20 protein-coding genes are annotated in these 24850 nt (G+C 59.8%); 12 read left to right on the top strand and 8 right to left on the bottom strand.

Annotated features, from left to right (window positions below; all coding sequences use genetic code 11):
* The first annotated feature begins 104 nt into the window (after positions 1 to 104).
* Positions 105 to 2039: a methyl-accepting chemotaxis protein gene (locus IG616_RS16705; RefSeq protein WP_246476274.1), complete on the top strand. Its 1935-nt coding sequence runs from the start codon at positions 105 to 107 to the stop codon at positions 2037 to 2039.
* A 44-nt stretch (positions 2040 to 2083) separates the two neighbouring features.
* On the opposite strand, the gene IG616_RS16710 is transcribed toward IG616_RS16705, so the two are convergent.
* On the bottom strand, positions 2084 to 2833 hold the full coding sequence (locus tag IG616_RS16710) for a helix-turn-helix transcriptional regulator (RefSeq protein ID WP_192149305.1): 750 nt from the start codon (positions 2831 to 2833) through the stop codon (positions 2084 to 2086).
* A gap of 155 nt (positions 2834 to 2988) precedes the next feature.
* Here IG616_RS16710 and IG616_RS16715 point away from each other — a divergent pair, with 155 nt between their 5' ends.
* On the top strand, positions 2989 to 5538 hold the full coding sequence (locus IG616_RS16715) for a vWA domain-containing protein (RefSeq protein ID WP_209007662.1): 2550 nt from the start codon (positions 2989 to 2991) through the stop codon (positions 5536 to 5538).
* A 20-nt stretch (positions 5539 to 5558) separates the two neighbouring features.
* On the opposite strand, the gene IG616_RS16720 is transcribed toward IG616_RS16715, so the two are convergent.
* Entirely contained in the window at positions 5559 to 5921 is a 363-nt protein-coding gene (locus IG616_RS16720) for a winged helix-turn-helix transcriptional regulator (RefSeq protein WP_192149306.1), read from the bottom strand.
* 106 nt (positions 5922 to 6027) lie between these two features.
* On the opposite strand from IG616_RS16720, the gene IG616_RS16725 reads away from it, so the two are divergent.
* Positions 6028 to 6759, top strand: coding sequence for an MBL fold metallo-hydrolase (locus tag IG616_RS16725; protein ID WP_192149307.1), 732 nt, complete (start codon positions 6028 to 6030; stop codon positions 6757 to 6759).
* Here the strand turns inward: IG616_RS16725 and IG616_RS16730 are convergent.
* Positions 6737 to 7318, bottom strand: a complete 582-nt coding sequence (locus tag IG616_RS16730) for a DUF2585 family protein (RefSeq protein WP_192149308.1) — start codon at positions 7316 to 7318, stop codon at positions 6737 to 6739. The two genes, IG616_RS16725 and IG616_RS16730, sit on opposite strands and share 23 nt — an antisense overlap.
* A 181-nt stretch (positions 7319 to 7499) precedes the next feature.
* Between IG616_RS16730 and IG616_RS16735 the strand changes: the two genes are divergently transcribed.
* Both IG616_RS16735 and IG616_RS16740 read left to right on the top strand, forming a co-directional pair.
* Positions 7500 to 9086: a peptide chain release factor 3 gene (locus IG616_RS16735; protein ID WP_192149309.1), complete on the top strand. Its 1587-nt coding sequence runs from the start codon at positions 7500 to 7502 to the stop codon at positions 9084 to 9086.
* A 204-nt stretch (positions 9087 to 9290) separates the two neighbouring features.
* A complete protein-coding gene (locus IG616_RS16740) occupies positions 9291 to 9812 on the top strand; it encodes an isoprenylcysteine carboxylmethyltransferase family protein (RefSeq protein WP_192149310.1) in 522 nt (173 codons plus the stop codon).
* 218 nt (positions 9813 to 10030) lie between these two features.
* Here the strand turns inward: IG616_RS16740 and IG616_RS16745 are convergent, their stop codons facing one another.
* Positions 10031 to 11368 (bottom strand): NAD(P)H-dependent oxidoreductase, encoded by a 1338-nt coding sequence (locus tag IG616_RS16745; protein WP_192149311.1) that lies wholly within the window; start codon positions 11366 to 11368, stop codon positions 10031 to 10033.
* 199 nt (positions 11369 to 11567) lie between these two features.
* Here IG616_RS16745 and IG616_RS16750 point away from each other — a divergent pair, with 199 nt between their 5' ends.
* Both IG616_RS16750 and IG616_RS16755 read left to right on the top strand, forming a co-directional pair.
* Positions 11568 to 12626, top strand: a complete 1059-nt coding sequence (locus tag IG616_RS16750; RefSeq protein ID WP_209007664.1) for a class I SAM-dependent methyltransferase — start codon at positions 11568 to 11570, stop codon at positions 12624 to 12626.
* A 2-nt stretch (positions 12627 to 12628) separates the two neighbouring features.
* Positions 12629 to 13327 (top strand): pseudouridine synthase, encoded by a 699-nt coding sequence (locus tag IG616_RS16755; RefSeq protein WP_192149312.1) that lies wholly within the window; start codon positions 12629 to 12631, stop codon positions 13325 to 13327.
* A gap of 108 nt (positions 13328 to 13435) precedes the next feature.
* Here IG616_RS16755 and IG616_RS16760 read toward each other — a convergent pair whose 3' ends face one another.
* Both IG616_RS16760 and IG616_RS16765 read right to left on the bottom strand, forming a co-directional pair.
* Positions 13436 to 14047 (bottom strand): type III-B CRISPR module-associated protein Cmr5, encoded by a 612-nt coding sequence (locus IG616_RS16760; RefSeq protein ID WP_192149313.1) that lies wholly within the window; start codon positions 14045 to 14047, stop codon positions 13436 to 13438.
* Positions 14048 to 14304: 257 nt separating this feature from the next.
* Positions 14305 to 16134, bottom strand: coding sequence for an ABC-F family ATP-binding cassette domain-containing protein (locus tag IG616_RS16765; RefSeq protein WP_192149314.1), 1830 nt, complete (start codon positions 16132 to 16134; stop codon positions 14305 to 14307).
* Positions 16135 to 16370: 236 nt separating this feature from the next.
* On the opposite strand from IG616_RS16765, the gene IG616_RS16770 reads away from it, so the two are divergent.
* The 5 genes from IG616_RS16770 (at position 16371) to IG616_RS16790 (ending at position 22446) form a co-directional block, all read left to right on the top strand.
* On the top strand, positions 16371 to 16814 hold the full coding sequence (locus IG616_RS16770) for a BA14K family protein (RefSeq protein WP_192149315.1): 444 nt from the start codon (positions 16371 to 16373) through the stop codon (positions 16812 to 16814).
* Positions 16815 to 17018: 204 nt separating this feature from the next.
* Positions 17019 to 18620, top strand: a complete 1602-nt coding sequence (locus IG616_RS16775; RefSeq protein ID WP_192149316.1) for a peptide ABC transporter substrate-binding protein — start codon at positions 17019 to 17021, stop codon at positions 18618 to 18620.
* 134 nt (positions 18621 to 18754) lie between these two features.
* Positions 18755 to 19678 (top strand): oligopeptide ABC transporter permease OppB, encoded by a 924-nt coding sequence (gene oppB, locus IG616_RS16780; protein WP_192149317.1) that lies wholly within the window; start codon positions 18755 to 18757, stop codon positions 19676 to 19678.
* 10 nt (positions 19679 to 19688) lie between these two features.
* Positions 19689 to 20813, top strand: coding sequence for an ABC transporter permease subunit (locus IG616_RS16785; RefSeq protein ID WP_192149318.1), 1125 nt, complete (start codon positions 19689 to 19691; stop codon positions 20811 to 20813).
* Between the two features lie 10 nt (positions 20814 to 20823).
* Positions 20824 to 22446: an ABC transporter ATP-binding protein gene (locus IG616_RS16790; RefSeq protein WP_192149319.1), complete on the top strand. Its 1623-nt coding sequence runs from the start codon at positions 20824 to 20826 to the stop codon at positions 22444 to 22446.
* A gap of 76 nt (positions 22447 to 22522) precedes the next feature.
* Here IG616_RS16790 and IG616_RS16795 read toward each other — a convergent pair whose 3' ends face one another.
* Together IG616_RS16795 and IG616_RS16800 are read right to left on the bottom strand one after the other, a co-directional pair.
* Positions 22523 to 23257: a GntR family transcriptional regulator gene (locus IG616_RS16795; RefSeq protein ID WP_192149320.1), complete on the bottom strand. Its 735-nt coding sequence runs from the start codon at positions 23255 to 23257 to the stop codon at positions 22523 to 22525.
* A gap of 398 nt (positions 23258 to 23655) precedes the next feature.
* The gene (locus IG616_RS16800; RefSeq protein WP_192149321.1) at positions 23656 to 24720 is read right to left on the bottom strand and encodes a dipeptidase; all 1065 of its coding nucleotides are present in this window, start codon (positions 24718 to 24720) and stop codon (positions 23656 to 23658) included.
* Between the last annotated feature and the right edge of the window lie 130 nt (positions 24721 to 24850).

The following is a 24850-nucleotide window of genomic DNA, read 5'->3' on the forward strand; positions in this document are numbered from 1 at the left end:
GTTTAAATATTTTTCAATCTATTGTTGTTATTATTGTAATTAATACCTAGGTCACTATGAGTGTGTAAGTAATGTCTTATTTTACCCAGGAATCATGGCGTGAGATGTTCGATGCTTTTAGTCGGTCTCAGTCAATAATACAGTTCAAACTTGATGGAACAATTCTTGAGGCGAATGAGAATTTCCTGAATAAGCTTGGTTATACCTCGAGTGAAATCGAGGGTAAAAATCATAGAATGTTTGTTTCTCCCGCCGAAGCGATTAGCCCTGAATACAAGAAGATGTGGGCTGATCTTGCTGCGGGCAAGTTCGTTTCCGGACAATTCATGCGTATTGCCAAGAACGGGGAGGAAGTCTGGATTCAGGCCTCTTACAACCCGGTCATGAGCCGCTCTGGCAAAGTGCGGAAGATCGTCAAGATTGCGACGAACATCACCGAGGAAAAGAGGCGCACTGCCGAAGCACAGGGGCAGCTGGATGCCATCAACCGCGCTCAAGCGGTGATTCATTTTGACCTTCAAGGCAATATTCTGGATGCAAATCAGAACTTCCTTGATGCAATGGGCTATTCGCTGAACGAAATCCAGGGACACAATCATAGCATGTTTGTGTCTCCAAAGTACCGCGACAGCCAGGACTACAAGGTCTTCTGGCAAAAGCTGCGGGACGGTGAGTTTCAGTCGGGAGAGTTTGCGCGTATCGGAAAGAACGGGCGCATTGTCTGGATTGTGGCGAGTTACAACCCAATCTTTGATGCCTCAGGCAGACCTATCAAGATCATCAAGTTCGCGACGGACATAACCGAAGACAAGATGCGGGCGGCCGAATACGAAGGCCAGATCCAGGCGATCAGCCGGAGCCAGGCAGTCATCTCGTTTACAAAAGACGGTATCATTCTGGAGGCAAACGAAAACTTCCTGGACGCGACAGGATACAAGTCAGAGGAAGTGGTTGGTCAGCACCACAGGATGTTCGTCGACAAGCAATATGCCAAGAGCCCTGAATACGCGGCCTTCTGGGAAAACCTGAGACAGGGCAAACATACCTCCGCCATCTATCAGCGTTTCAAGAAAAATGGCGACGCGGTTTGGCTGCAGGCGACCTACAACCCGATCCTGGGGGCATCTGGAGAACTGCTCAAGATCACCAAATATGCCACGGACATAACCCAGAACATGGAGGCCCGGCAGATCGCCATTCAGGCCGCCGAAGAGACACTGAGCACCGTTGAACAATCGGCGGGGGCCGCGCAGGATGTCAGCGGCTCTGCGCAAAACATTTCCTCGGGCATGGAAAGCGCGCGGGTCGCCGTTGACGATATGCGGACCCGGTCTGAAACCGCAGAGCAATCGACCGAGCGGCTGCTCGTGGCGGCTGGGGCGATGGACGATGTGGTCCAGCTTATTTCGAAGGTTGCAGATCAGATCAATCTTCTCTCGCTCAATGCCACAATCGAAGCCGCCAGAGCGGGGGAGGCCGGTAGAGGTTTTGCGGTGGTCGCCAATGAAGTCAAGGCGCTCGCCAACCAGACATCCCAGGCCACCACGCGCATCTTCTCGGAAATTGCAGAGATGCAGTCGGTCGCCGGCCTGGTCGATGACGCTCTTAAGTCTATACGGACGTCGATTTCGGAAGTTCACGAGCTGGTGAGAAGCACCACGGATGCAGCCGAAACACAGTGCCGGGCAACAGACGAGATCAGCACTCAGCTGGAAAGGGCTGCCGGCAGTGTGGCGTCTGTGTGCGATAGTCTCGACAACTGGGTGATCGGCATGGAGGACCGGCGCAAGCATCCGCGCAAGCGGGTTCACGAGGAGGTCGAAGTCCATCTGCCCGGCGGCAAGGTGGCAACTTGCTTCCTGCGGGATATCTCAGAGACCGGCGCCCGTTTGGTGGTGCCTGAGGGTGTGCAACTGCCCGACCAGTTCAAGGTCGATATGGGCACGGCTCATGGCATGAAGAGCTGCAGGGTTGTCCGGCGCTCCAAGGACAACATCGGCGTCGAGTTCATTAGCCAGGCGATGGCTATGTCCGCCTGATCCTAGCCGCTGGATGGGGACGTTTCCTCATCCGCACCTGCCCGCTATCGCCGGTCCTTTGCGCCAAAGGCCAGCGCCACGGCTTGTTCCCGTGTCGCTGCGCCAAGCTTCTTGCGGGCATTGGCAAGATGAAGATCCACGGTGACCGGCTTGATGCCCAGTTCTGCGGCAATTGCCTTGATGCGCAGACCATCCGCAATGAGGCTGAGACATTGATGCTCCCGGCGCGACAATACCCGTTGCATCCTGGCCTGCTGTGAGAGGCCGCTTCCCAGCGCGTCCTGCGGAAAGTCCAGCCGCTCCTGCACCGCCATCAGCGCCAGCCGCAGCAAGGGTTCCCGGTCGCGGCGCAGGCTTTCCACATCCTTCCGCCCGAGAGATGATCCGAGGTTCCAGCCGATGGTGACGGGTCCAAGATGCATAGGCGAGGGGACCGAGAACCCGGCCCGGAAGCCATCTTCCCCAGCGGCCCGGATCAGCGACTGGCCGCGCTCCGTCAGGTAGCTGTAGTCTTTCAGATAATCCTCACCCGTTGGCACTGTCTCGGGGGCCGTCAGGCAATGCTCGAGAAACGGGTCATCCCGCTCGAAGGCATTTTCCGAATAATACGCCTGGAACCCCTCACTCATGGTGGTGCGCACGCGGACGCCCTGCGGGCAGCAGCGGATGCGGATTACCTTGTCGAAGCCGTTACCGGCCAGAAAACCCGTGACCGCCAGCCAAAGGCTGTCAGGGCAGGTCTCCCGGGCAATGCGTTCAATAAATCCATCCAGCTGCATGGTCTGGTTCAGCAATGGGGGCACCTCCAGCTGACTACTCGGCAGAGTGACCTATGGAAATCAATAGATTGAATGATAGGCCGAACTCACGGAGAGTTCAGCCGTATTTTTAAGTCCGTATTTCAAGCGTTGCTTTTCACATCCTCACAAACCTGTTTCTGGAGCGACATATGCTGCTTAAAATGCCGCTGCGCGCGGCTTTACTGACCCTTTGCCTTCTTCCCTGCATGGAAAGCAAAGCCCTGGCCGAAGACCGCTCGACGGTTCTTGTTTTCGACGCTTCCGGTTCTATGTGGGCGCAGCTGCCCGAAGGGCGGAGCCGGATTGAGGTCGCCCGCGACGTGCTGGGCGACTATCTTAGAAGCCGGGATGCGAGCCGGCCTCTCGGCGTGGTCGCTTATGGCCACAATCGCAAGAGTGACTGTTCAGATATCGAAGTGATCGCACCCGTCGGGCATCAGGACGGCAGAAGCCTTTCGGCACGCCTGTCCACCTTGAACCCAAAGGGAAAGACGCCACTTGCTGATTCCCTCAAGCTGGCGGCCAGCCTCATTCCCAAAACCGCCGAGGAAGCAGATATCGTTCTGGTCACGGACGGGCTGGAGACCTGCGGGCTTGATCCCTGTGCAGTTGCTGCAAGTCTGGCCCGTGAGGGCATTCCAATCCGGGCGCACGTGGTCGGGTTCGGCCTGACTGAAGGCGAGATCCGGCAGATCTCCTGTATTGCCGGGAACACTGGCGGTCTTGTCCTGACCCCTCAGTCCGGCAAAGAGCTTGCGGAAGCGCTTGTGCGTACAACCGAACCGGTGACCCGCAAAGCCGAGGCACCGGGCAAGGCAGCCATCAATCTGACGATCGCTGCCGATGGTGCAGGCCGTCCTCAGCAGGTCTCCTTCCGGGGTGTTCACAAGGAAACAGGCCGCTCCGTCGAGCTTGGTGTGCTTGATTTCTCAAAGGCGCAAGCCCTGCCAGTGGAACTCGACGAGGGGACCTGGCTCTTGACCGCCGACGCTGGCGCGCAAGGAAATGGCGAGGAGGACGTGCTCATCACCGCCGGTGACAACCGGACCGTCTATATTCCCTTCCAAGGCCTGATGCCGAGTGTCGTGATGACCCCGCGCGGACCCTATCTTGCCGGGGCACAGGCGGCATTCCCCTATGAAATCACGAGCGAAGGCCTCGCCGTCGGCGGGGCTGACTTTGTGCTGTCGCTCCTGCCAGCCGGAACAGGCGACCTTAATCAGGCGATTACCTGGTCCATGCAAGACGGCAGCAAAGGCGCGCGGGTTGGGCAGTTAAATCTGCCGCAGGAGCCCGGAACCTATGGGGTGGCCTTCCATCGCTATGGCGAAGCGGACCTTGCCAAGGCTCTGCAGAGCTTTGAATTCGCAGTCTCCACCGAGCCGCGCATTGAACTGGCCGCACCCGATGTTGTGGAGCCCGGCGCCCCTATCTCCGTTTTGATCGGAGGAGGGCCGGGCGTCAGCGACCGGGTCGAGGTCTGGAAAGACGGCGCGCTCTACAGCTGGGACCAGAGCCGCTATGTGCGGGACCTCTTCGACAATGCATATGGACCTGCCAATCCCGTAACTGCTCCTGCAGAAGCGGGCGACTACGAGCTGGTCTATCTGGTCGATGGCCGGGATGGTGCGGCGGCAATCGCGGCCCGGATGCCTTTGACCGTGAAACAGGGGGCTGGCTCCTATCAGGAAGGGGCGGCGCCTGCCTCAAATGCGACCCGGACGGCAACCGCTCTACCAATTCCACAGGCTGGAGATACTGATCCCACCCACGGCCCGGACCAGGCGCTCTCGAACGACCAGATCGGATATTCTTGCGACGGGCCATATCCATGTCCGTTCACGGATCCTGTAACGGGGCTCGCCTTCGCCTTGCCGGTGGGCTGGTACACAGACAAGCCATCTCTGGGCAGGACGCTTGCCGGATCTGCAAATGGCACGCCGGTCATCACCTTCTACAGTCCCCAGGAAGTGCCGGACACCTATGTGCTCAATCCTTCCCAGTGGCTGGACAGCAACGGCCCCTGTCAGGACGTCAAGGCGGGCCGCTTCTGCCGCTTCGATACCGGAACCCTTGCGCCCGAACAGGAGATTGCGATGATCTCGAAATCCCTGACGCATATTCCGGGCTTGATGAAGGGAACGTCCGGGGCCGGTGCTGCTGTGAGCAGCGAAGGGGCCGCAACGGCTCCGGACCTGCCCGCAGCCCTGCGGGGGCAGGCGGATGTGCTTGCGGCAAGTGATCCGGCTGCCGCAGACGCCATGAAGGCAATCAGCGACATCATGCAGAAAGCTGCGGAAAGCGGAGGGGAGGTGTCTCCTGCGGATCTCATCCATGCGCTCACACAAGGCAAGGGCCTGCCCGGCCTTGGAACCTCGCTTGCCGCGACCGGCGCCAAGCTTTTGCCGCCGATGACGCCCTGCGAAACGGAAGCGCCTTGCCCCTTTGAGGTGCAGATGCCAAAGCTGTCCGGCGTCGTGCCCTCCGGCTGGCGGATTTCGCAGCCGGCAATGACCGGTGATGGCAAGGTCAGGGCCTGGTTTACCGCGGCCGACCCAGCCGGAAACATGAAGAAGCTGGGGCTCAACGAAGAGGGCGGGGAAGGCTGCGTGAACACGGCCGCAGGTCCTTTGTGCGAGCATTCCCCTTATATCTCGACGGAGGAGGTGTCCCTGATCGCCGGAAGCCTGACGCGGTAGGCTGGTTTTACCTCAAGCTTTTACGCGCTTTGCTGGAGCTGGCCGTTCTCGCGGTGCTCCATTGCCCAGACGAACATCTGGCCGAGAATACCGGCCAGTTCCCGGCCTTTGGAGGTGAGCGCATAGCGTACGCGCTTGCGCTCGTCTCCCAGTTCCGTCCGCAGCACCAGTCCGCTGTCCTCCAGGCTGCGCAGTTCCTCTGTCAGCACCTTGCGGCTGATCTGGGGCAGGGCGCGGATCAGTTCGAGAAAGTGATGATCGGCAAGGGCGAGGCAATGCAGGATCTTCGGCGTGTGTTTGCCGCCGATCAGCTTGAGCGTATCGGCAACGGGACACTCTCCCGTTTCCGGCAGGTACCAAAGGCCTGGAGCGGGCTGAACCATGGTGGTCCTCCGGTCAGGTTACAAAAAGGTGCCTAATTGAGCACATGCGGCATCTCTCTTATGGCTGAGCCAGACTTGGCTTCCTCAAGAGAAGGTGCATGCTAACATGACCCGCCCGGTGATACAGACCATTCCCGCTCTGCCTTTCGGCATGTTGAACGCTTTCCTGCTGCGGGCTGGCAATGGGGCAATTCTGATCGACACCGGATTGCCCAATGCGCTGGGCAAGATCAAGACAGCTCTGGCAGGTCTTGGGTTGGGTTTTCCGGACCTGCGCCTCATCATCGTAACCCATGGCCATATCGATCATGCGGGCTCGGCAAAGGCCATGTCGGAGGCCTCAGGTGCTCCCGTTCTGCTGCATGAGGGCGATCTTCCCTACTACCAGGGCGCTGCACCGGTTCTCAGACCAAGCGGGCTCTTCGGGCGCTTGTTCGAGATGACAGGCGCAATCGAAAGGCCGTTTGATCCCTTCGAACCGGATATTCTTCTCTCTGGCACCGGCTCGTTCGGCCTGGCACAGTTCGGGGCCGCAGGTCAGGTCTTGCCAACGCCGGGGCATACTCCCGGATCTGTGTCGGTGCTGCTGGAGAATGGTGATGTCTTCGCCGGAGACCTGGCTGCCTCCGGCATTCTTCTGGGCGGCATTGCCTTCAAAGGCAGACCCAAGCGGCCGCCGTTCGAGGAAGACCCCAAAGCCGCAGCCGCATCGCTGACAGACCTTCTGGACCGCGGCGGGAAGAGGTTCTTCCTGGGGCATGGCGGACCGCTCGGGCGGGACGCAATCCGGAGGCACGTCGCGCATCTTGAGCGGCTCAGCCGCCCTGCCAGACCTTGATGGCTTCCACCGGATAGACCAGCATGATGACGTTGAGGGTCAGGTTGTCGCGGATCACGTAGAGCGCCAGAAGCTCGAAGAAGATGGCGGTGACGACCGTGACCCAGACCGGCATCTTCGCCGCAAACCAGAAGCCCGCCAGCATCCACAGAATGTCGAAAACCGAGTTCAGAACGCTGTCGCCGGTGTAACCTGCCGCAATCGTCGCCTCGCGGTAGCGGTCGATGATCCAGGGGCTGTTTTCCACCAGCTCCCAGACGGCCTCGATGAAGATGGCGCCAAGCGCCCATTCACCGGTGCTGCGGCGACGCAGCAGAAAGCGGAACAGGGCGAAGAACAGAAAACCGTGAATGATGTGGGAGAGGGTGTACCAGTCGGCGATGTGCTGGGAACTGCCAGAAATATCATCGGCGGGCGTCCACAGTTTCACATAGCCGCATTCACAGATCGGGATTCGCCCCATGGCAAGAAGGATCACCGCTGTGGCCAGGATCATGGCAATGCCGGTGATCCAGATTTTAGTTTTCGTCAAACGTCCGGTTCCTTCGGGTTGATACATGCGCGTAAGTGGCCAGACCAAAAATGGTCACACATTCTTCTCTGGCAATTTTGCCTCTGTCCTTCTATGACCTTGCGCCAACGAAACATCAATTGGCACCGCTGTTGAGAGTGTGATGCGCGCCGGGCTTTGCCCGTTTGAGCGCCGCTTCGAATGGGTGCCGCGAATGCAAGGACAGGCCATGACCGCCACCTACAAGAACCGCCGCACCTTCGCGATCATCTCGCACCCGGACGCCGGTAAGACCACCTTGACGGAAAAGCTGCTCTTGTCGGGCGGCGCAATCCGGGCGGCCGGTCAGGTGCGCGCGCGCGGGGAGCGCCGCCGCGCCCGGTCCGACTGGATGAAGATCGAGCAGGAACGCGGCATTTCGGTCTCGTCCTCGGTCATGACCTTCGAGCGCGGCGGCATCATCTACAATCTGCTCGACACGCCGGGCCACGAGGATTTCTCTGAAGACACCTACCGGACGCTGACCGCCGTGGACGCGGCCATCATGGTGATCGATGCGGCCAAGGGCATCGAAACCCAGACCCGCAAGCTGTTCGAGGTCTGCCGTCTGCGCGATATTCCGATCATCACCTTCGTCAACAAGATCGACCGCGAGGGCCGCGACGCCCTGGAGATCCTGGACGAGGTGCAGGAAGCATTGGCGCTGGATGTGGCACCGATGACCTGGCCGGTCGGCATGGGATCCGACTTCTTCGGCGTCTATGACTGGCAGAAGCACAAGTTCCACACCTCTTCGGGCGAGCGCGGCGGGGCCTATGCCCGCACGCTGGAAGTCTCCGGCCTTGAGGATGAAGCGCTGACCGGCTTTGTCTTCGACCGGATCATGGACCAGCTGGCCGAGAATGTTGAGCTGGGCGAGGGCGGCTATGCGGCCTTCGACAAGGAGAGCTTCTTGGAAGGCCATCTGACGCCGGTGTTCTTCGGCTCGGCCCTGCGCGACTATGGCATTGATGACCTGCTCGATTTTATCGCGGACTATGCGCCAGCCCCCCATTCCCAGCCGGCCACAGGCGGGCGTGTTATCATGCCGGAAGAAGACAAGGTCACGGGCTTTGTCTTCAAGGTGCAGGCGAACATGGACCCCAAGCACCGCGACCGCATCGCCTTCGTGCGCCTCTGCTCGGGCACCTTCAAGCGCGGCATGAAGCTGAAGCATGTGCGCGCGGGCAAGAGCATTGCCGTCTCCGCGCCGATCTTCTTCTTCGCTGAAGAGCGCGAGATTGCCGAAGAGGCCTTTCCGGGCGACGTCATCGGCGTGCCGAACCATGGCCAACTGCGCGTGGGCGATACGCTGACCGAGGGCGAGGAAATCCACGTCACCGGCCTGCCGGCCTTCGCACCGGAAAATCTGCGCCGCGTGCGCCTTGGTGACACCATGAAGGTGAAACAGATGCGCCAGGGTCTGCAGGATCTGGCCGAAGAGGGCCTCGTGCAGATCTTCAAGCCGGACCTTGGCTCCAACTGGATCGTCGGTGTGGTTGGCATGCTGCAGCTCGACGTGGTGATCGACCGCCTGCGCAATGAATACGGCACCGAAATCGGCTTCGAGACCGTGCCTTACTCCACCGCCCGCTGGATCGAATGCGACCAGCCGACGCTCGCCAAGCTGATCGAGGCCCACCGCATGTCCATCGCCAACGACCGCGACGACAAGCCGGTGTTCCTGTTCAAGAACGCCTGGGAAATTGGCTATGTGACCGAGAAGTTTCCCACGGTGAAGTTCCGCGAGACGCGCGAGATCGTTTACGAATCCTGAGGGGAGAACCCCCTCATCCGCCCTTCGGGCACCTTCTCCCTCAAGGGAGAAGGCAAGTGCGTACAGCCAGTTTGTCAGGCTCACGGCTTCGGTGCCATATTCGGGGTCGCTTTTTCAGAGGGTCTCTCTGCTTTCGTCTCCTCTCCGTTGGGGAGAGGGCTAGAGTGAGGGGCTCGCAAGACAGTTATTTTCAAGGATTTCGTCATGCCCACCTTCCTGATTATTTTCATTTTCCTCGCAGCCTTCCTGCGGTTTGCCGCGCTGTTCGTGTCGATCCACAATGAGAAGCGGATGAAGGCGGATGGGGCGGTTGAGTATCATGCGGGCACCTCGACCCTGCTGGCCGCGACCCATATCGTCTTTTATCTGGCCGCCATCGGTGAGGGCTTCTGGCGCGATGCGCCGGTAACCGGCGTGACCTATCTGGGGCTGGCGATTTACGCTCTGGCGATGTTGGCGCTGGTCTGGGTGCTCAAGGTGCTTGGACGGTTCTGGACGGTGAAAATCATCGTGGCCCGGGACCATGTTCTGGTCACCAACCGGCTGTTCCGGGCGCTCAGGCACCCGAATTATTATCTCAACATCATCCCTGAGCTGATCGGCTTCGCCCTCGCGCTCCATGCTTTCACCACGCTGGCCATCTGCCTGCCGGTCTATCTCGTCATCCTCTTCCTGCGCATCCGGCAGGAAGAACGTGTTCTGCGCGAGGCTTTTGCGGGCTATTGAGGGCCTCCCTCATCCGCCCTTCGGGGGCTTTCTCCCTGAAGGGCAAAGGCGGGTGCTTGCCGCTGGTCTTTTCTTCTCTCGGCTTTAAGAGATTGAATACGGAGCCGCTAGGGCTCACCGGTCCCGGATCTCAGGCGTTGCCTTCGTCCGGGAAGACGATGGATGAGTTTGTCCTCCGGTCCTTGCGCAAATGACGCCACAAGGAAAACGAGGGCACGTCAGCTGAACGCTGCCTCCATCTCTTTTCTGAACCTGTAGGCCATGTCGCTGGTGTCGAGGATCACGTCGTCCCAGGTCAGCATCTGGCCTTCAGCCACGTCCCGCTTCAGCGCGACATGGCTGGCAAGGCCAAGCGGCAGGGAACCGCGGGCAAGGGACGTGCTGGCAGGGCATTGCTTGCCCCAGACCGTGAAGCCGCCTTCTCCGTCCAGAACCTCGCCCTTGCGAATGGCTTTCTTGGTCGTGGCGACCACGTCCGAGTGGAAGCCGATAGGCGATCCGGTTGGCTCGGCCCTGAGCGCGGCTGAGGCGACCGACAGGCCAAGCTCCATGCCGATCATGTGGGTTGGCCGGTAGAGCGCAGCGAACTGGCCGCTGTCATCTTCCAGCATGTGATACTCGGTGAAGCACTGGCGGGCATAATCTGTCTCACCCTCAATCACCACATAGGTGCCCATGGCCAGGTGATGGGGAATGTCCTTGCCGTCCCGCGTCAGGGACGAGACCACTTCGGTGGTGCCTGTGCGTGTCAGCGTGCCGCCGAACTCCCTCGGCTTGCAAACGGAAGACAGCTCGAAGCGGGAGGCGGGCGGGAAGGCGAGGCCGTCGTCCTGAGGCACCAGTCCGGTGGAGTTGCACACGGCGGTCATCTCGATGCCGGACTTGGTGCCATCCAGGAACGAGTTGAACATCTTCAGATTGATCTGGTTCGGGTCCTTGAGCGCCAGATAGGTCTGCAGCGTGTCCCAGACCGTGTCCGGGGTCAGCTGGTGATAGGCGGGCAGATAGCGGGTGCCCTTGCCTGCACAAACCACCTTGAAGCCGCAGGTCCGTGCCCAGTCCACATGCTCGGCGATCAGCGCAGGCTGGTCGCCCCAGGCGAGGGAATACACCAGTCCCTGCGCTTCGGCCCGCTTGGCCAGAAGAGGGCCCGCCAGCGCATCTGCCTCCACATTCACCATGATGACGTGGCGGCCGTATTCAATTGCCTTGAGGCAGTGACGGATACCGGCAGCTGGGTCGCCGGTCGCGTCGATCAGCACGTCGAGACCGCCCGCCATGATCAGGGCGTCCGCGCTGTCGGTGAGGAAGGTTTTTCCGCTCTTATAGGCATCGGCAAAGGAGGTGGCGGAGGACTGGCTGTCCGGCCAGCCTGCCCGGGCCAGAGTTTGCTTCAGCCGGGGCGGATTGAGGTCTGCAATCCCGAGAATGTGGATGCCCTTGGTCAGACGCGCCTGGGTCAGATACATTGAGCCGAACTTGCCGCCGCCAATGATCCCAACGCGGATCGGGCGCCCGTCTTCCGCGCGCTGGCCCAGCATTCTAGACAGATTCATGTCTTGCTCCCCAATGTTCCTGTGTGTCTCCCGGCCGGAGACTGGCACAGGATTTGAGGTCTGACGAGGGCGGTTTCCGGGAGAAATGACGTCAAGGCTCTTTCCGAACCGGGCAGGACTTTGACCTTGGCAGAGTTCGGCCCTATAGCTCGCGCACCTGGAGGCTGGCCGGAAATCTCTGCCGGCTGCCGTTGATTTGATGAAAGATCGTACCCTGATGAGTGATCCGGCCCTGCAAACCCTGCTCCTGCCGTTTGAAGACGGTTCTGTCGATCTTGCGCCGGAAAGCCGTATCCTGTTTCTGCGGGCCCGCGCCGGACGTGAACTGGCAACGCTGCGCGATCACAAACTGGCCTGCGAGCAGAGCTTCGCGCCGGACCGGGATGCGCTGGAGGCCATGGGGTTGAAGGTCGATGCCGAGGTCGAGGCCTCCGGTTTTGACGCAGTTCTGGTTCTGCCCACCCGTCAGCGTCAGGAAGCGCGTGCGCAGCTGGCGCGCGCCGTTCAGAAGGTGCGCGATGGCGGTCTGGTGATCGCGTCAGCTCCCAACACAGAAGGGGCAAAGACCCTTGAAGCAGATCTCGAAGCCCTGATCGGCTCGACCGAGCACCTCTCCAAGCATAAGTGCCGGGTGGTGTGGGGAACGGTTGATACGGCTGCCGTGAACCAGTCGCTGGTTTTGGAATGGGCGGCTCTCGATGCCCCGCGTGACGTTCTGGATGGCGCTTTCAAAAGCCGTCCGGGTCTTTTTGCCTGGGACCGGATCGATCCGGCTTCGCGGCTCCTTGCCGACCACCTGCCGGACACCCTGGCCGGGCGTGGCGCGGATCTAGGCGCAGGCTTTGGTTTTCTCGCCCGCACGGTTCTGGAGCGGGCTCCGAAAGTCACCTCCATGGATCTCTATGAAGCGGAAAAGCGGGCGCTGGATCTGGCGGAAGAAAATCTTGCGGCTTTCAGAGGCAAGCGCGTCATGAACGGCATCTGGTCGGATGTGACCAAGGGCATTGAAGGTCCTTACGACTTCCTCGTTTCCAATCCGCCCTTCCACCAGTCCGGCAAGGCGGACCGCACGGATGTGGGCCAGAACTTCATCCGGGCAGCCGCCCGTGGCCTGCGGTCCGGCGGCCAGTTCTTTCTCGTGGCCAACCGGCACCTGCCTTACGAGCACACGCTCAATGAGGTCTTCGCGGATGTGAAGATGATCGCGGACGAGGGCGGCTACAAGGTGATCCGGGCCGTGAAGGCCAAGGGGAAATAAGCATGCGTCTTGTCAAACTCATCGCCAATCTCGGCTACGGCAGCCGCAAGGAAATCCAGACTGCGATCCGCAACGGCTGGGTGACCGACCGGCAGGGGAACAGGCTCAAGGTCGACAGCCAGACGCCGCATGAGGACATTCTCTTCGATGACGAGCCGCTGGACCCGGCGCCGGGCATGGTTCTGCTTCTGAACAAGCCCGTCGGCTATACCTGCTCGACCAAGGATCAGGGCCGTCTGGTCTATGACCTGCTGCCCGACCGGTTCCGCATGCGCAAGCCGGTGCTCTCCACCATCGGCCGTCTGGACAAGGAGACATCCGGCGCTTTGCTCTTCACCGACGATGGCACCTTCCTGCATCAGGTGATCTCTCCCAAGGCAGAGGTGCCGAAGATCTATGAGGCGGTTCTGGACCGGCCACTCAAGGGCGATGAAGCAGCTCTCTTTGCCTCCGGTGAGATGATGCTGGAAAGCGAAGTGAAGCCGCTGAAGCCGGCGGAGCTGGAAGTTCTGTCAGAAACCCATGTCCGCCTGACCCTGCACGAAGGCCGCTACCACCAGGTCCGCCGCATGTTTGCGGCCACCGGAAATCACGTCAACGCGCTCTCCCGCATCCGCATCGGCAACCTTGATCTGGAAGGCGTCACTGAGGGGGAATGGAAGCTTCTCGGTGAAGAGGACAAGGCGCGGATCTTCGGTTGAGACCTGGGGTCTTGCCGCTTGTGAAGCACTGTTCCGGCTCATGGCCGGGACCGATGTGTTCAGGGGCAGACCATTTTCAGGTATCAAGAGACCGGCGGTCTGCGCGCATTATTGCGGCAGGTACTTTTGGGCCGCGTTGATCAGGTCGGCTGGCTTGTTTCCCTGCAGCATCTTTTCGCTCTTGATCAGTTTGGTTGCCAGTGCCGTGGCCTGACCGTTGCTGGTCACCAGTGAGGCAATGAACTGGTTCAAGATCTTGTCGCTCTTGTAGACGCCGAGCTTCTCCTGAACGGTCTTGCTGGCCTTGTACTTCTTGGTGAAGTGCTGATGATGGGCAGGCGTAAAGCTGTCGGACTTGTAGAAGTCATCGATCTGAGCGGCCAGAACCTCTTTCTGGATATAGCCCCGGGCAGCAGCGTGAATGGGCTTCCAGTACTTGGCGTCCCATTTTTGCCCCTGGGCGAGTTTCGCCGCTGCCGTGCAAAGGCCGGAATGCTGAAGCAGAGCCGGGAGAGCCCGGGCACCAGAGGCGTAGTGGGCCTTGTAGTAGGTCTTGGCCAACTCTGCATTCTTGGGGGCAGGCTTTTTGAAGGCGAACTCAAACGCATAGAGAAGCTGTTTGCCCTGGCAGTATTTCAGGAAGGCGGACTTCAGGGCGCCATCGGTAAGGATGCCCTTCAGGTCTTCCGGATAGTCGATGGTCTGAATTGTCTTGGCCATTGCAAACGTCCTCTTGCAGCAACAGGTAAGAATGTCGGATTGACCCGGGCTTTTTGGGAGAGCTCACGAGCAATCGTCATTCCTGTGTCCCGACCGCAGGGGATAAGGTTCATGACCGATTGATATATCAGGGAAATAGCAAGAAGCCGGGCAAGGACTTCGCCCGGCTTTCTGGAAATGCGATGAAGTGTTCGCGGACCTGAATGAGAGCTTCAGGCCCGCTTGGCGGCTGGCAAGTGGTTGGCAGGAGGCTGGTTTCAGCCTTCCATCTCTTCTTTCAGCATCTCCAGCTCCAGCCATTGCTCTTCTGCCGCGTCTTTTTCGTCCGTGAGCTTGGTGATCTCGGCAGAGAGCTTGGCGAATTTGTCCGGGTTCTTGCTATAGAGCGCCGGATCGTTCATCTCGCCCTGCAGCTTCGCGAGCTTCTTCTCGATGTCCTCGATGGTCTTCGGCAGGCTCTTCAGGAGATGCTGCTGGGTGAAAGACAGTTTCGTTTTCGCTGTCGGTTTGGCAACCGCGGGCTTTTCTCCGGCAAGGCCATCCTTGCGCTTGAGGGCCGCCTGCTTTTCCGCCTTTTCGGTCTTGCGGGCGGTGACGCCTTCGCCGCGCTGGGCCAGCATGTCGGAATAGCCACCGGCATATTCCTGCCACTTGCCATTGCCTTCCGAGACGATCACGGAGGTCGCGACCCGGTCGAGGAAGTCACGGTCGTGAGAGACGATCAGCGCTGTGCCTGGATAGTCGGCGAGCAGCTCTTGCAAAAGATCGAGAGTTTCGAGATCCAGATCGTTGGTCGGCTCGTCGAGCACCATCAGGTTGGACTTGTTGGCCAGCGCCCTGGCCAGCATCAGCCGTGCCCTTTCACCACCTGACAGAACACCAACCGGGGTGCGGGCCTGTTCGGGTGAGAACAGGAAGTCCTTCATATAGCCAATGACGTGCTTGGTTTCCTCGCCGATCACCACCGTATCGCCGCGTCCGCCCGTCAGGACAGAGGACAGCGTGTCGTTCGGGTCGAGGTTCTCGCGCTTCTGGTCGAGCGTGACCATTTCCAGATTGGTTCCAAGGCGCACAGTGCCGGTGTCCGGCTCGAGTTCACCCGTCAGCATCTTCAAGAGCGTGGTCTTGCCCGCGCCGTTTGCCCCTACGAAACCGACCCGGTCGCCGCGCTGGATGCGGGTGGAGAATTCGCCGACAACTGTCCGCTCGCCGAAGGTCTTGGAAATGCTCTTGGCTTCGATCACCAGTTTTCCGGAGGCTTCCGCATCGGTGGCGGCAAGCTTGGCCGTTCCTTGCGGGCCGCGATGGTCCCGGTACTGCTTGCGCAGATCGGCCAGTTCACGCACCCGGCGCATGTTGCGCTTGCGCCGGGCGGTCACGCCGTAGGTCATCCAGTGCTCTTCGCGCTTGATCTTGGCGGCGAGCTTCTGCTGATCGATTTCCTCCTGCTCCAGAACCTGATCGCGCCATTCCTCGAAATGGGCAAAGCTCCGGTCCATGCGGCGGGACTGGCCCCGGTCGATCCAGATCGTGGCGCGGGAGAGGTTCTCCAGAAAGCGCCGGTCGTGGGAGATGATGACCATCGCCGACTTCAGGCTTTTCAACTCGGCTTCCAGCCACTCGATCGCGGGAAGGTCGAGGTGGTTTGTCGGCTCATCCAGGAGAAGGATATCCGGCTCAGGCGCCAGCGTCCGTGCCAGGGCCGCGCGGCGGGCTTCGCCGCCTGAGAGGGCTTTGGGATCTTCCTTGCCGGTCAGCCCCAGGACATCGAGCAGATACTGTCCGCGGTACGGGTCATCGCCCGGTGCCAGGCCCTCGTTCACATAGTCGAGCGTCGTGGCATAGGCGGAAAGGTCCGGCTCCTGCGGCAGATACCGGATCGTCCTGCCTGGCTGGAAAAAACGCTCGCCCTTGTCGGCTTCAACGAGACCGGCAGCAATCTTGAGCAAGGTCGACTTGCCCGATCCGTTGCGGCCAACCAGGCACAGGCGTTCGCCTTCTGAAACGGAAAGGTCAGCTCCCGTCAGAAGCGGTGTGCCGCCGAAAGTCAGATGGATATCACGCAGTATCAAAAGAGGAGGAGCCATGGGGTCTTGCGGTCTGTCATATCTCTGGTGGAAGGGCTTGCGCCCGGAGCGGGCGCTGGGCCATCCGGCAGGCTTTTATGCCTTTGCGGTCAGGAAAACCATCCGCGGGCGACTTGCAAGCCTTTTGGCAGGGGTGGCCATGATTTTGGCTGAATTTTACGGTTGATTTCCGGAAGGTTCAGGAATTTGCGCAAGTTCGCGAAGCGCTGGCCCGTCTGGTACTCAGGAGACCTTTCATGAAATTCAGCCGTAGATTTGCCTGTGTGGCAAGTATTGCCGGAGCCTTGGCCCTGGGGACGGTTCTGGCCAGCGGCGAGGCTGCTGCAGGCCACCGTAATCATGCTGGCGAAGCGGCTGCTGCCGGTGTTATCGGCCTGGCGGCCGGTGCGGTTCTTGGATCAGTTCTGACTGCTCCGCAGGCTCCACCCCCTGTCTACTATACGCCGCCTCCGCCGCGGGAATATTATGCGCCCCCGCCGGTGCGCTACGCTCCGCCACCTCCGCCACGCGTGTATTATGCACCGCCGCCCCCGCCGCCTGTCTACTACGCGCCTGCGCGCGCCTATGCCCCCTGGACGCCGGAATGGGCGGCTTATTGCGCCAGAAAATACCGCTCCTTCGATCCCCGGTCGGGAACCTACATCACCTATCGAGGTGAGGAACGCTTCTGTCAGGGATGATTGAACGCCGTTAAGCGGAAAAATATTCCGGTGGCGAGCGTTCACCGGAATAACTTCTCCCCGGTTTGCTGTGTTTCCAGAACATTGGATTCTTCCTGGGGTCAAAAGCAAAAAATGCCGTTAGGGAAATCTTGCTAACTGTGCTGCTCCGTGGAATCGTGCCTCCTATCGTACGGCTCAATTACAACCAAAAGGGGAGAGCATATGCTGCGAACACTTACAAAATCGGCTCTTGCTGCGGTGCTGATGGCATCCGCTTCCATGACAGCTCTGTCCGTTCCCGCCATGGCGGAAATGGTCTATCACCGCGGAAATACCGCTGATCCGGAAACTCTGGATCAGCACAAGACTTCGACGACCTATGAGGCGCACATCCTGCGCGACCTTTATGAAGGCCTGGTTGCCTACAGCGCCGATGGCAAGATCGTCCCGGGCGTAGCCTCCGAGTGGACCGTCTCTGATGACGGTAAGGTCTACACTTTCAAATTGCGCGATGATGCGAAATGGTCGAACGGCGATCCGGTCGTCGCCGGGGATTTCGTTTTCTCTCTGCAACGGATCATGAACCCGGAAACTGGCGCGAAATACGCGACGGTTCTCTATCCCATTCATAATGCAGAGCCGATCAACAAGGGCGAGAAGAAGCCGGAAGAGCTCGGTGTGAAGGCTGTGGATGACCACACGCTGGAAATCACGCTTGATGCGCCGACCCCCTATTTCATCGACCTGCTCGGCCACCAGACCGGCCTTCCGGTCCATCCGGCTTCCGTTGAAAAATACGGCACGGATTTCGTGAAGCCGGAAAACATTGTCACCAACGGCGCATTCACCTTGACCGAGTTCGTCCCGAACGACCACATCACGGCCGTGAAGAACCCGAACTTCCACGATGCCGCGAATGTGGCTGTCGACAAGGTCATCTACTACCCGACCGAAGACCGTGGTGCAGCTCTGCGCCGCTTCCAGGCCGGCGAGCTGGACACCAACAACGACGCGCCGACCGAACAGGTCAAGTACATGCGCGAGAACCTGGGTGACCAGTTCCGCGTGGCGCCGTATCTCGGCACCTATTATTACGCTGTGAACTTCAACGACGAAGCGCTCGCAAAGCCGGAAGTACGTCAGGCTCTGTCCATTTCGATCGACCGTGAATTCCTGGCTGACGAGATCTGGGGCTCAACCATGGTTGCGGCCTATTCCTTCGTCCCGCCGGGCATTGGCAACTACGGCGAGCCGGCCTATGCCGACTACATGGACATGCCGATGATCGACCGCGAGGAAAAGGCAGCCGAGCTGCTGAAGTCCGTAGGCTATGGTCCGGACAATCCGCTGAAGCTGACGATCAACTACAACACCTCGGAAAACCACAAGAACACGGCGGTCGCTCTGGCCGACATGTGGAAACCGCTTGGCGTCGAGATCTCCCTGATCAACACCGACACCAAGACCCATTACGCCATGCTGCGTGACGGTGGTGACTATGATCTGGCCCGTGCAGGCTGGATCGGCGACTATTCCGATCCGCAGAACTTCCTGTTCCTCGTTGAATCCGACAACACCGGCTTCAACTACTCACACTACAAGAACCCGGATTACGACAAGCTGATGGATGAGGCTGCGGCCACCATCGATCTCGAAAAGCGCGCTGCCGTTCTGAAGCAGGCGGAAGAGATCTTCATGCGTGATCTGCCGTTCATTCCGATGATGTACTACGGCTCCATGAACCTGGTTTCCGACAAGGTTTCCGGTTTTGAGGACAACCTCCTCAATATCCACCCGTCGCGCTACATCAGCATCTCCAACTAAACATCCCAAGAGCAGGCTTTGGCGGACCAGAAGGGTCCACCGGAGCCTGCTTTCTCATTTTCATGACACGGCGGTCCTGAAGGGAGTGCCGTCAAGGTGGCGCAAGACCACTGTCAAAGACAAAGGGTATATCCATGCTTCGCTACGTTATCGGGCGATTGCTCGGGGCGATCCCGACCCTATTCCTTATCATCACCTTTTCCTTCTTCCTGATCCGGATCGCGCCTGGCGGGCCGTTCGATCTGGAGCGTCCGCTGGAAGCGAAGGTGATGGAAAATCTCAGCCGGATCTATCATCTGAACGAGCCGCTCTGGGCGCAATACCTGCTCTATCTGAAGAGCGTTGCGGCCCTGGACTTCGGCCCGAGCTTCTATTTCCGCGACTTCTCGATCAACGAGCTTTTCGCTGAAAGTCTGCCGATATCCATGCAGCTGGGCCTGTCTGCCCTTTGCCTGGCGCTTGTGGTCGGCGGCACACTTGGTGTTATTGCCGCCCTGCGCCAGAACCAGACCACCGACTACACGGTGATGGCGGCTGCCACGCTCGGCGTGACGATCCCGAATTTCGTGGTGGCACCCGTTCTGACACTGATCCTGGGCGTTTGGCTCGGCTGGCTGCCCGTGGGCGGCTGGAACAATGGCGCGTTCGTCAATGTGGTCCTGCCGGTCGTGACACTGGCTTTGCCGCAGGTGGCTGTCGTTGCGCGCCTGACGCGCGGCTCCATGATCGAGGCGCTTCGCTCCAACCATGTGCGCACGGCCAGGGCCTATGGCCTCAGCGCCTATCTGGTGATCGTCGTCCACGCCCTGCGCGGCGCCATTCTGCCGGTCGTGTCTTATCTCGGCCCGGCTGCGGCTGCCCTTCTGACGGGCTCCGTTGTGGTGGAGACGATCTTCGGTATTCCGGGCATCGGGCGTTACTTCGTGCAAGGCGCGCTGAACCGGGACTATACGCTGGTTATGGGCACTGTCGTCGTGGTGGCGTGTTTTGTCATCCTGTTCAATCTGATTGTGGATCTGCTTTACGCCCTGCTCGATCCGCGCGTGCGGTTCGATTGAGGAAAGCGCCATGACCATGACAACTCAAACCGTATCCGCTCCGGTCAAGGGGCGCTCCCTCTGGGACGATGCCAAGGACCGGCTTCTGGCCAACAAGGCTGCCGTCGGCAGCATGATCGTCCTCGGACTGATCGCGGTCATTTCCATCGTCGGACCGATGCTGTCACCGCATCCTTTCGACAAGGTCTACCGCGATTACGTCAAGGTGCCCGCGAGCCTGGAGACCTATCCGCGCGCCGATCAGGTGCAGCCTGCTTTCGAAGCTCTGTTGAAGCGGGCGCGGCTGTCGATCGACAGCCTCTCCGAACAGGACGGCGTGATCACAGCAACCGTCAGCTCCAGCCGCGAGATTGATCCCCGGATCACCCGCTACTTCGACCGCAGCGACATGTTCGTCAATCCGCGGCTTGAGGATATGGCAGCAGACAACAAGTCCGCCGTTCTGAAGGCGGATGTGAACTATGTCCGCTTCTATTTCGGCACGGACGCCAATGGTCGTGACATGATGACCCGCACCTTCATCGCAGGCCGCGTGTCCTTGACCATCGGACTGCTGGCAACCGTTGTCGCGATCAGCATCGGTGTCATCTACGGCGCGACCTCCGGCTATCTGGGCGGCAGGGCCGATCAGATGATGATGCGCATTGTCGATATTCTCTACTCGCTGCCCTTCATCTTCTTCGTGATCATGCTGGTGGTGTTCTTCGGCCGGAATTTTGTGCTGATGTTCATTGCTGTTGGTGCCGTGGAGTGGCTGGATATGGCCCGCATCGTGCGCGGCCAGACCCTCACCATCAAGCGTCAGGAATATGTGCAGGCCGCAGAGGCCATGGGCGTTCCCGACCGGGGTATCCTCAAGCGTCACATCATTCCGAACACGCTGGGGCCGGTGGTGGTCTACATGACCCTTCTGGTTCCGAAGGTCATTCTTCTGGAAAGCTTCCTGTCCTTCCTGGGGCTCGGTGTCCAGGAGCCGATGACCAGCTGGGGCGTGCTCATTTCCGAAGGGGCCCGCAACATGCAGGGCGCCTGGTGGATGCTCGTGTTCCCGTCCATCTTCCTGACTTCCACACTCTTCGCCCTGAACTTCATCGGCGATGGCCTGCGCGACGCGCTGGACCCGAAAGACCGGTAGGAGACGGGACATGACCGAAACAAACACAAAGAAAACGGTTCTGGATATTCAGAACCTGACCGTCGACTTCTCCACCCCGGCCGGCACGGTCAACGCAGTGCGGGGCGTCAACATCAATGTCGCCGCAGGCGAAACTGTTGCCATCGTGGGGGAAAGCGGCTCAGGCAAGAGCCAGACCATGATGGCGGCCATGGGGCTTCTGGCCTCCAACGGCAAGACCGGCGGTAATGTGATCTACGAGAACCGAAACGTCCTTGGGCTTTCTGTCCGTCAGCTGAACCAGGTGCGCGGAAAGAAGATCACCATGATCTTCCAGGAGCCGATGACCTCTCTTGATCCGCTCTACACCATTGGCCGGCAGCTGGCCGAACCGATGGTCGTTCATGGCGGACTGAGCTGGAAAGCGGCCAAGGCCCGGGCACTGGAACTGCTCAAGCTGGTGAACATCCCGGATCCGGAGCGCAAGATCCGCGCTTATCCCTATGAGATGTCCGGCGGCCAGCGCCAGCGCGTGATGATCGCCATGGCGCTTGCCAATGATCCGGACGTCCTGATCGCGGACGAGCCGACCACGGCTCTGGATGTGACCACCCAGGCACAGATCCTCGATCTCCTGGCGAATCTGCAGAAGCGCCTTGGCATGGCGGTTATCTTCATCACTCACGACCTTGGCATCGTCCGGCGCATTGCCGACCGTGTCTATGTCATGAAGAGCGGTGAGGTGGTGGAGACAGGAGAGGCGAAGCAGATCTTCGAAGCACCCGCGCACCCCTACACGCGAATGCTTCTGGACGCGGAGCCCACGGGCACAAAGGCGCCGGTACCCGCAGACGCTCCGGTGCTCCTCGAAGCGCAGAAGGTTGGGGTCGAGTTCGTCCTGGAGGGCGGGCTGTTCCAGCAGTCAATGATCCTCAAGGCTGTCGACGGCTTGTCCTTCTCGCTGCGCAAGGGCCAGACGCTCGGCATCGTGGGGGAAAGCGGATCGGGCAAGTCTACCCTTGGCCGTGCGGTTCTGAACCTCCTGCCAGCCACTGGCCGGGTCGTCTACAATGGTGAGCTTGTGACGGGCCGCAACCGGTCGCAGATGCGGCCCTTGCGCCGGAACATGCAGCTGGTCTTCCAGGATCCCTTCGGCTCGCTTAGCCCGCGCTTGACCGTCGGCCAGATCATCGCTGAAGGTCTCGTCGTGCATGAGCCGCAGCTGTCGGCCCGTGAGCGGGAAGAGAGGACCTGCCAGGCTCTGGAGGAAGTGGGGCTCGATCCGGCGGTCCGGAACCGCTATCCGCACGAGTTCTCCGGTGGCCAGCGGCAGCGCATCGCGATTGCCCGTACCATGGTGCTCAAGCCGGAACTGGTGGTGCTCGATGAGCCGACGTCCGCGCTTGACCGGACCATTCAGAAGCAGATCGTGGATCTTCTGCGTAAGCTGCAGCTGGATCACAACCTGACCTACCTCTTCATCTCCCACGACCTTGCTGTCGTGCGTGCCATCGCAGACACGGTGATGGTGATGCAGCGGGGCAAAGTGGTGGAAGCTGGCAGCACGCGGGATATCTTCGAAGCGCCGCAGAGCGATTACACCCGTGAACTCATGGCCGCTGCCATGCTGACACAGCACATGGCTTCCGCCTGAGGGTAAGCACCCGCGACAAGAGAAAACCGGGCGGAGAACCTGCCCGGTTGTGAAGCAGGACAGCCGCTGGGCGCCTTCACGCGAGTTTGCGCAGAAGCTCCGTGGCGTCCGTGCTTCCAAACTCATCCAGTAGAACGTCCGATGCGAACTGGGTGAAAAAGGACATGATGTGCCGGGACAAGTGGTGCTCTGCTGCGTCACCATCTCCCTGCTCAAGAGCGTCAAGGATTGGCCTGTGCGGATCCCATGATTGATCGCTCCAGATCACATGCCCATGATGCTTGGTCAATGTGAACCGGTGCAGCTGCAGAAGCGTTCTCTTCAGGGTTGGCAGCAGGGCAGGCATACCACTCAGCGAAAACAGCTCTTGATGAAAGATCCTGTCGATTTCTGACGGAACAAGCACGTCTTCCAAGGTCCGGGAGTTGGCGTAAAAAGATGCAATGGCCCGAAGCCTGGCCATCTTGTCAGGCGTGATATTGGGGATGGACTGGCGGATAGCCGTACATTCAAGGGCGAGACGCAGCCGCAGAAAGGTCAGCGCCTCCTGCTCACTCAATTTGGTGACGAATGTGCCTTGATAGCCGCGCCGGTCCACCAGCTCCTCCCGCTCAAGACACAGGAGAACTTCGCGGATCGTGCCCTGGGAACAGGAGAAATCCTGCGCCAGCGACTGCTCTGTGATCGGGCTTTCGTGGGTGAGCCGGCCCACCATAATTCTGCGTTTCAGTTCGCTGTAGACGGCAGCGGCCTTCTTTCCCGCGATTGGCGGCGCCAGAAGGGCTTCAAGGGTGATCGTACCACGGGTCATGCGGTCATGCCTTCCCCGTGAAATTAAGCTCTCGCCTGTGTCCTGCAGGACAATTTTCCTTATCCAGGAACTCAGCCGTCTTCCCTCCGAAAACACAAAAGACCGCCTGCTGCCTGCAGGCATGCTGCTTCTCTGCTTGATTGGTCTGCCCCATTCCCCACCCGGCGTCCATCACTTCAGTTGATGGATACATAGCAGCAAGAAGCGGGGGAGTGACCCGGGTATTATTACCCTATTCGAAGCGGTGGGCTTTCGTGCTTAGGTCCCAGATTGTAATTTTGTCTATTGTCATAAATATCAGGTATCGATTTGCCGCTATTTTGCTTTTGATCTGAGGCCGCAATCTTGCGGCCTCAGACGCTCATGGTGAGGTTCTAGAGAAGCGTTGCGGAAATAATCTATCTGCCATCTGTCGTTTGTGTTCTCTCCAGCACATCCAGCCAGTTCCGCCATGCGATCTTTTCGATCAGCTCTTCACCAAACCCTGCATTCCTGAAGGCGTCGAGCAGGCGGGGCAGGCCGGAAGCATCCTTCAGATCCAGCGGCAGCACGCAGCCGTCGAAGTCGGAGCCGAGACCCACGTGATTCTCTCCAAGTTTCTCGACGAGGTACGCTGCATGGCGGACAATTGTCTCCAGGGGAGTGGTTCTGTCGTGGCGCCCGTCTTCCCGCAGGAAGGCAACGTGGAAATTGATCCCGGCGAGCCCTCCGGTTTCGCGGATCGCTTCCAGCTGCCGGTCTGTGAGGTTGCGGGCGCTGGCGCACACTGCATGGGCGTTAGAGTGGCTTGCGACGAGCGGGTGACGGCTGGTGCGCGCCACATCCCAGAAGCCTTTCTCGTTGAGATGAGACAGGTCGATGAGAATGCCCAGCTCGTTGCAGGCCTTGACCAGCGCCACGCCTGTATCCGTGAGGCCTGGGCCATTGTCCGGTGACGACGGAAAGGCCATGGGGACGCCATCAGCAAAGATGTTCTTCCGGCTCCAGACCGGTCCGAGCGAGCGGAGACCGGCCGCGTGCAGGGTCTCCAGGGCGTTGAAATCCTTATCAATGGCCTCGGCGCCCTCGATGTGAAGTGACACCGCAAGGCTGCCTGCCTCGATGCTTTCCCGGATTTCCTGCACGGTTCGGCAAATCCGGACCTGTCCCTCCGAGGCGCGCTCGATCTTACGGGCCATGGCGATCATCGCGGACGTGAAGTTCAGGGCGACAGCCTGATCGACTTCGGCGTAATTCGCCGGATCTGCCGGGTTATAGGGACGGGAAAAATCCTGGCCGGTGTTCGAGGGGACGAACATGGCGAAAAGACCGCCCGCCAGTCCGCCTTCCCGGCAACGCGGCAGGTCGATATGGCCTGCTCCGCTTTTTGTGAAGAAGCTCCGCTCCTGCGCGGTTCCCTTTTCCAGCACGAACTTCAAAAGCGTGTCGTTGTGGCCGTCGAAAACGGGAAGTGGCTTGTTCATGCGCTTTGGATCTCGTCGTCTGGGAGGTGTCTTCGGGAGGCGCCCGCGAAGACCGGAGAAGAGCTGGACTGTGCCACGCATCACAGGAAAGGCGAAGGGGAAAGGATTTCTTCTCAAAGCCCTTGCCAAG

It is taken from the genome of Roseibium litorale (genome assembly GCF_014842915.1).
GTDB classification, from domain to species: Bacteria; Pseudomonadota; Alphaproteobacteria; order Rhizobiales; family Stappiaceae; genus Roseibium; species Roseibium litorale.

Bases quoted from the DNA above. Each gene is read 5' to 3' on its own strand.
- IG616_RS16750 (WP_209007664.1), top strand. From the start codon at position 11,568: ATGAAAGATCGTACCCTGATGAGTGATCCGGCCCTGCAAACCCTGCTC.
- IG616_RS16725 (WP_192149307.1), top strand. From the start codon at position 6,028: ATGACCCGCCCGGTGATACAGACCATTCCCGCTCTGCCTTTCGGCATG.
- IG616_RS16745 (WP_192149311.1), bottom strand. From the start codon at position 11,368: ATGAATCTGTCTAGAATGCTGGGCCAGCGCGCGGAAGACGGGCGCCCG.
- IG616_RS16795 (WP_192149320.1), bottom strand. From the start codon at position 23,257: ATGACCCGTGGTACGATCACCCTTGAAGCCCTTCTGGCGCCGCCAATC.
- IG616_RS16765 (WP_192149314.1), bottom strand. From the start codon at position 16,134: ATGGCTCCTCCTCTTTTGATACTGCGTGATATCCATCTGACTTTCGGC.
- IG616_RS16770 (WP_192149315.1), top strand. From the start codon at position 16,371: ATGAAATTCAGCCGTAGATTTGCCTGTGTGGCAAGTATTGCCGGAGCC.
- IG616_RS16740 (WP_192149310.1), top strand. From the start codon at position 9,291: ATGCCCACCTTCCTGATTATTTTCATTTTCCTCGCAGCCTTCCTGCGG.
- oppB (WP_192149317.1), top strand. From the start codon at position 18,755: ATGCTTCGCTACGTTATCGGGCGATTGCTCGGGGCGATCCCGACCCTA.
- IG616_RS16790 (WP_192149319.1), top strand. From the start codon at position 20,824: ATGACCGAAACAAACACAAAGAAAACGGTTCTGGATATTCAGAACCTG.
- IG616_RS16735 (WP_192149309.1), top strand. From the start codon at position 7,500: ATGACCGCCACCTACAAGAACCGCCGCACCTTCGCGATCATCTCGCAC.
- IG616_RS16760 (WP_192149313.1), bottom strand. From the start codon at position 14,047: ATGGCCAAGACAATTCAGACCATCGACTATCCGGAAGACCTGAAGGGC.
- IG616_RS16730 (WP_192149308.1), bottom strand. From the start codon at position 7,318: ATGTATCAACCCGAAGGAACCGGACGTTTGACGAAAACTAAAATCTGG.
- IG616_RS16785 (WP_192149318.1), top strand. From the start codon at position 19,689: ATGACCATGACAACTCAAACCGTATCCGCTCCGGTCAAGGGGCGCTCC.
- IG616_RS16715 (WP_209007662.1), top strand. From the start codon at position 2,989: ATGCTGCTTAAAATGCCGCTGCGCGCGGCTTTACTGACCCTTTGCCTT.
- IG616_RS16775 (WP_192149316.1), top strand. From the start codon at position 17,019: ATGCTGCGAACACTTACAAAATCGGCTCTTGCTGCGGTGCTGATGGCA.
- IG616_RS16755 (WP_192149312.1), top strand. From the start codon at position 12,629: ATGCGTCTTGTCAAACTCATCGCCAATCTCGGCTACGGCAGCCGCAAG.
- IG616_RS16800 (WP_192149321.1), bottom strand. From the start codon at position 24,720: ATGAACAAGCCACTTCCCGTTTTCGACGGCCACAACGACACGCTTTTG.
- IG616_RS16720 (WP_192149306.1), bottom strand. From the start codon at position 5,921: ATGGTTCAGCCCGCTCCAGGCCTTTGGTACCTGCCGGAAACGGGAGAG.
- IG616_RS16705 (WP_246476274.1), top strand. From the start codon at position 105: ATGTTCGATGCTTTTAGTCGGTCTCAGTCAATAATACAGTTCAAACTT.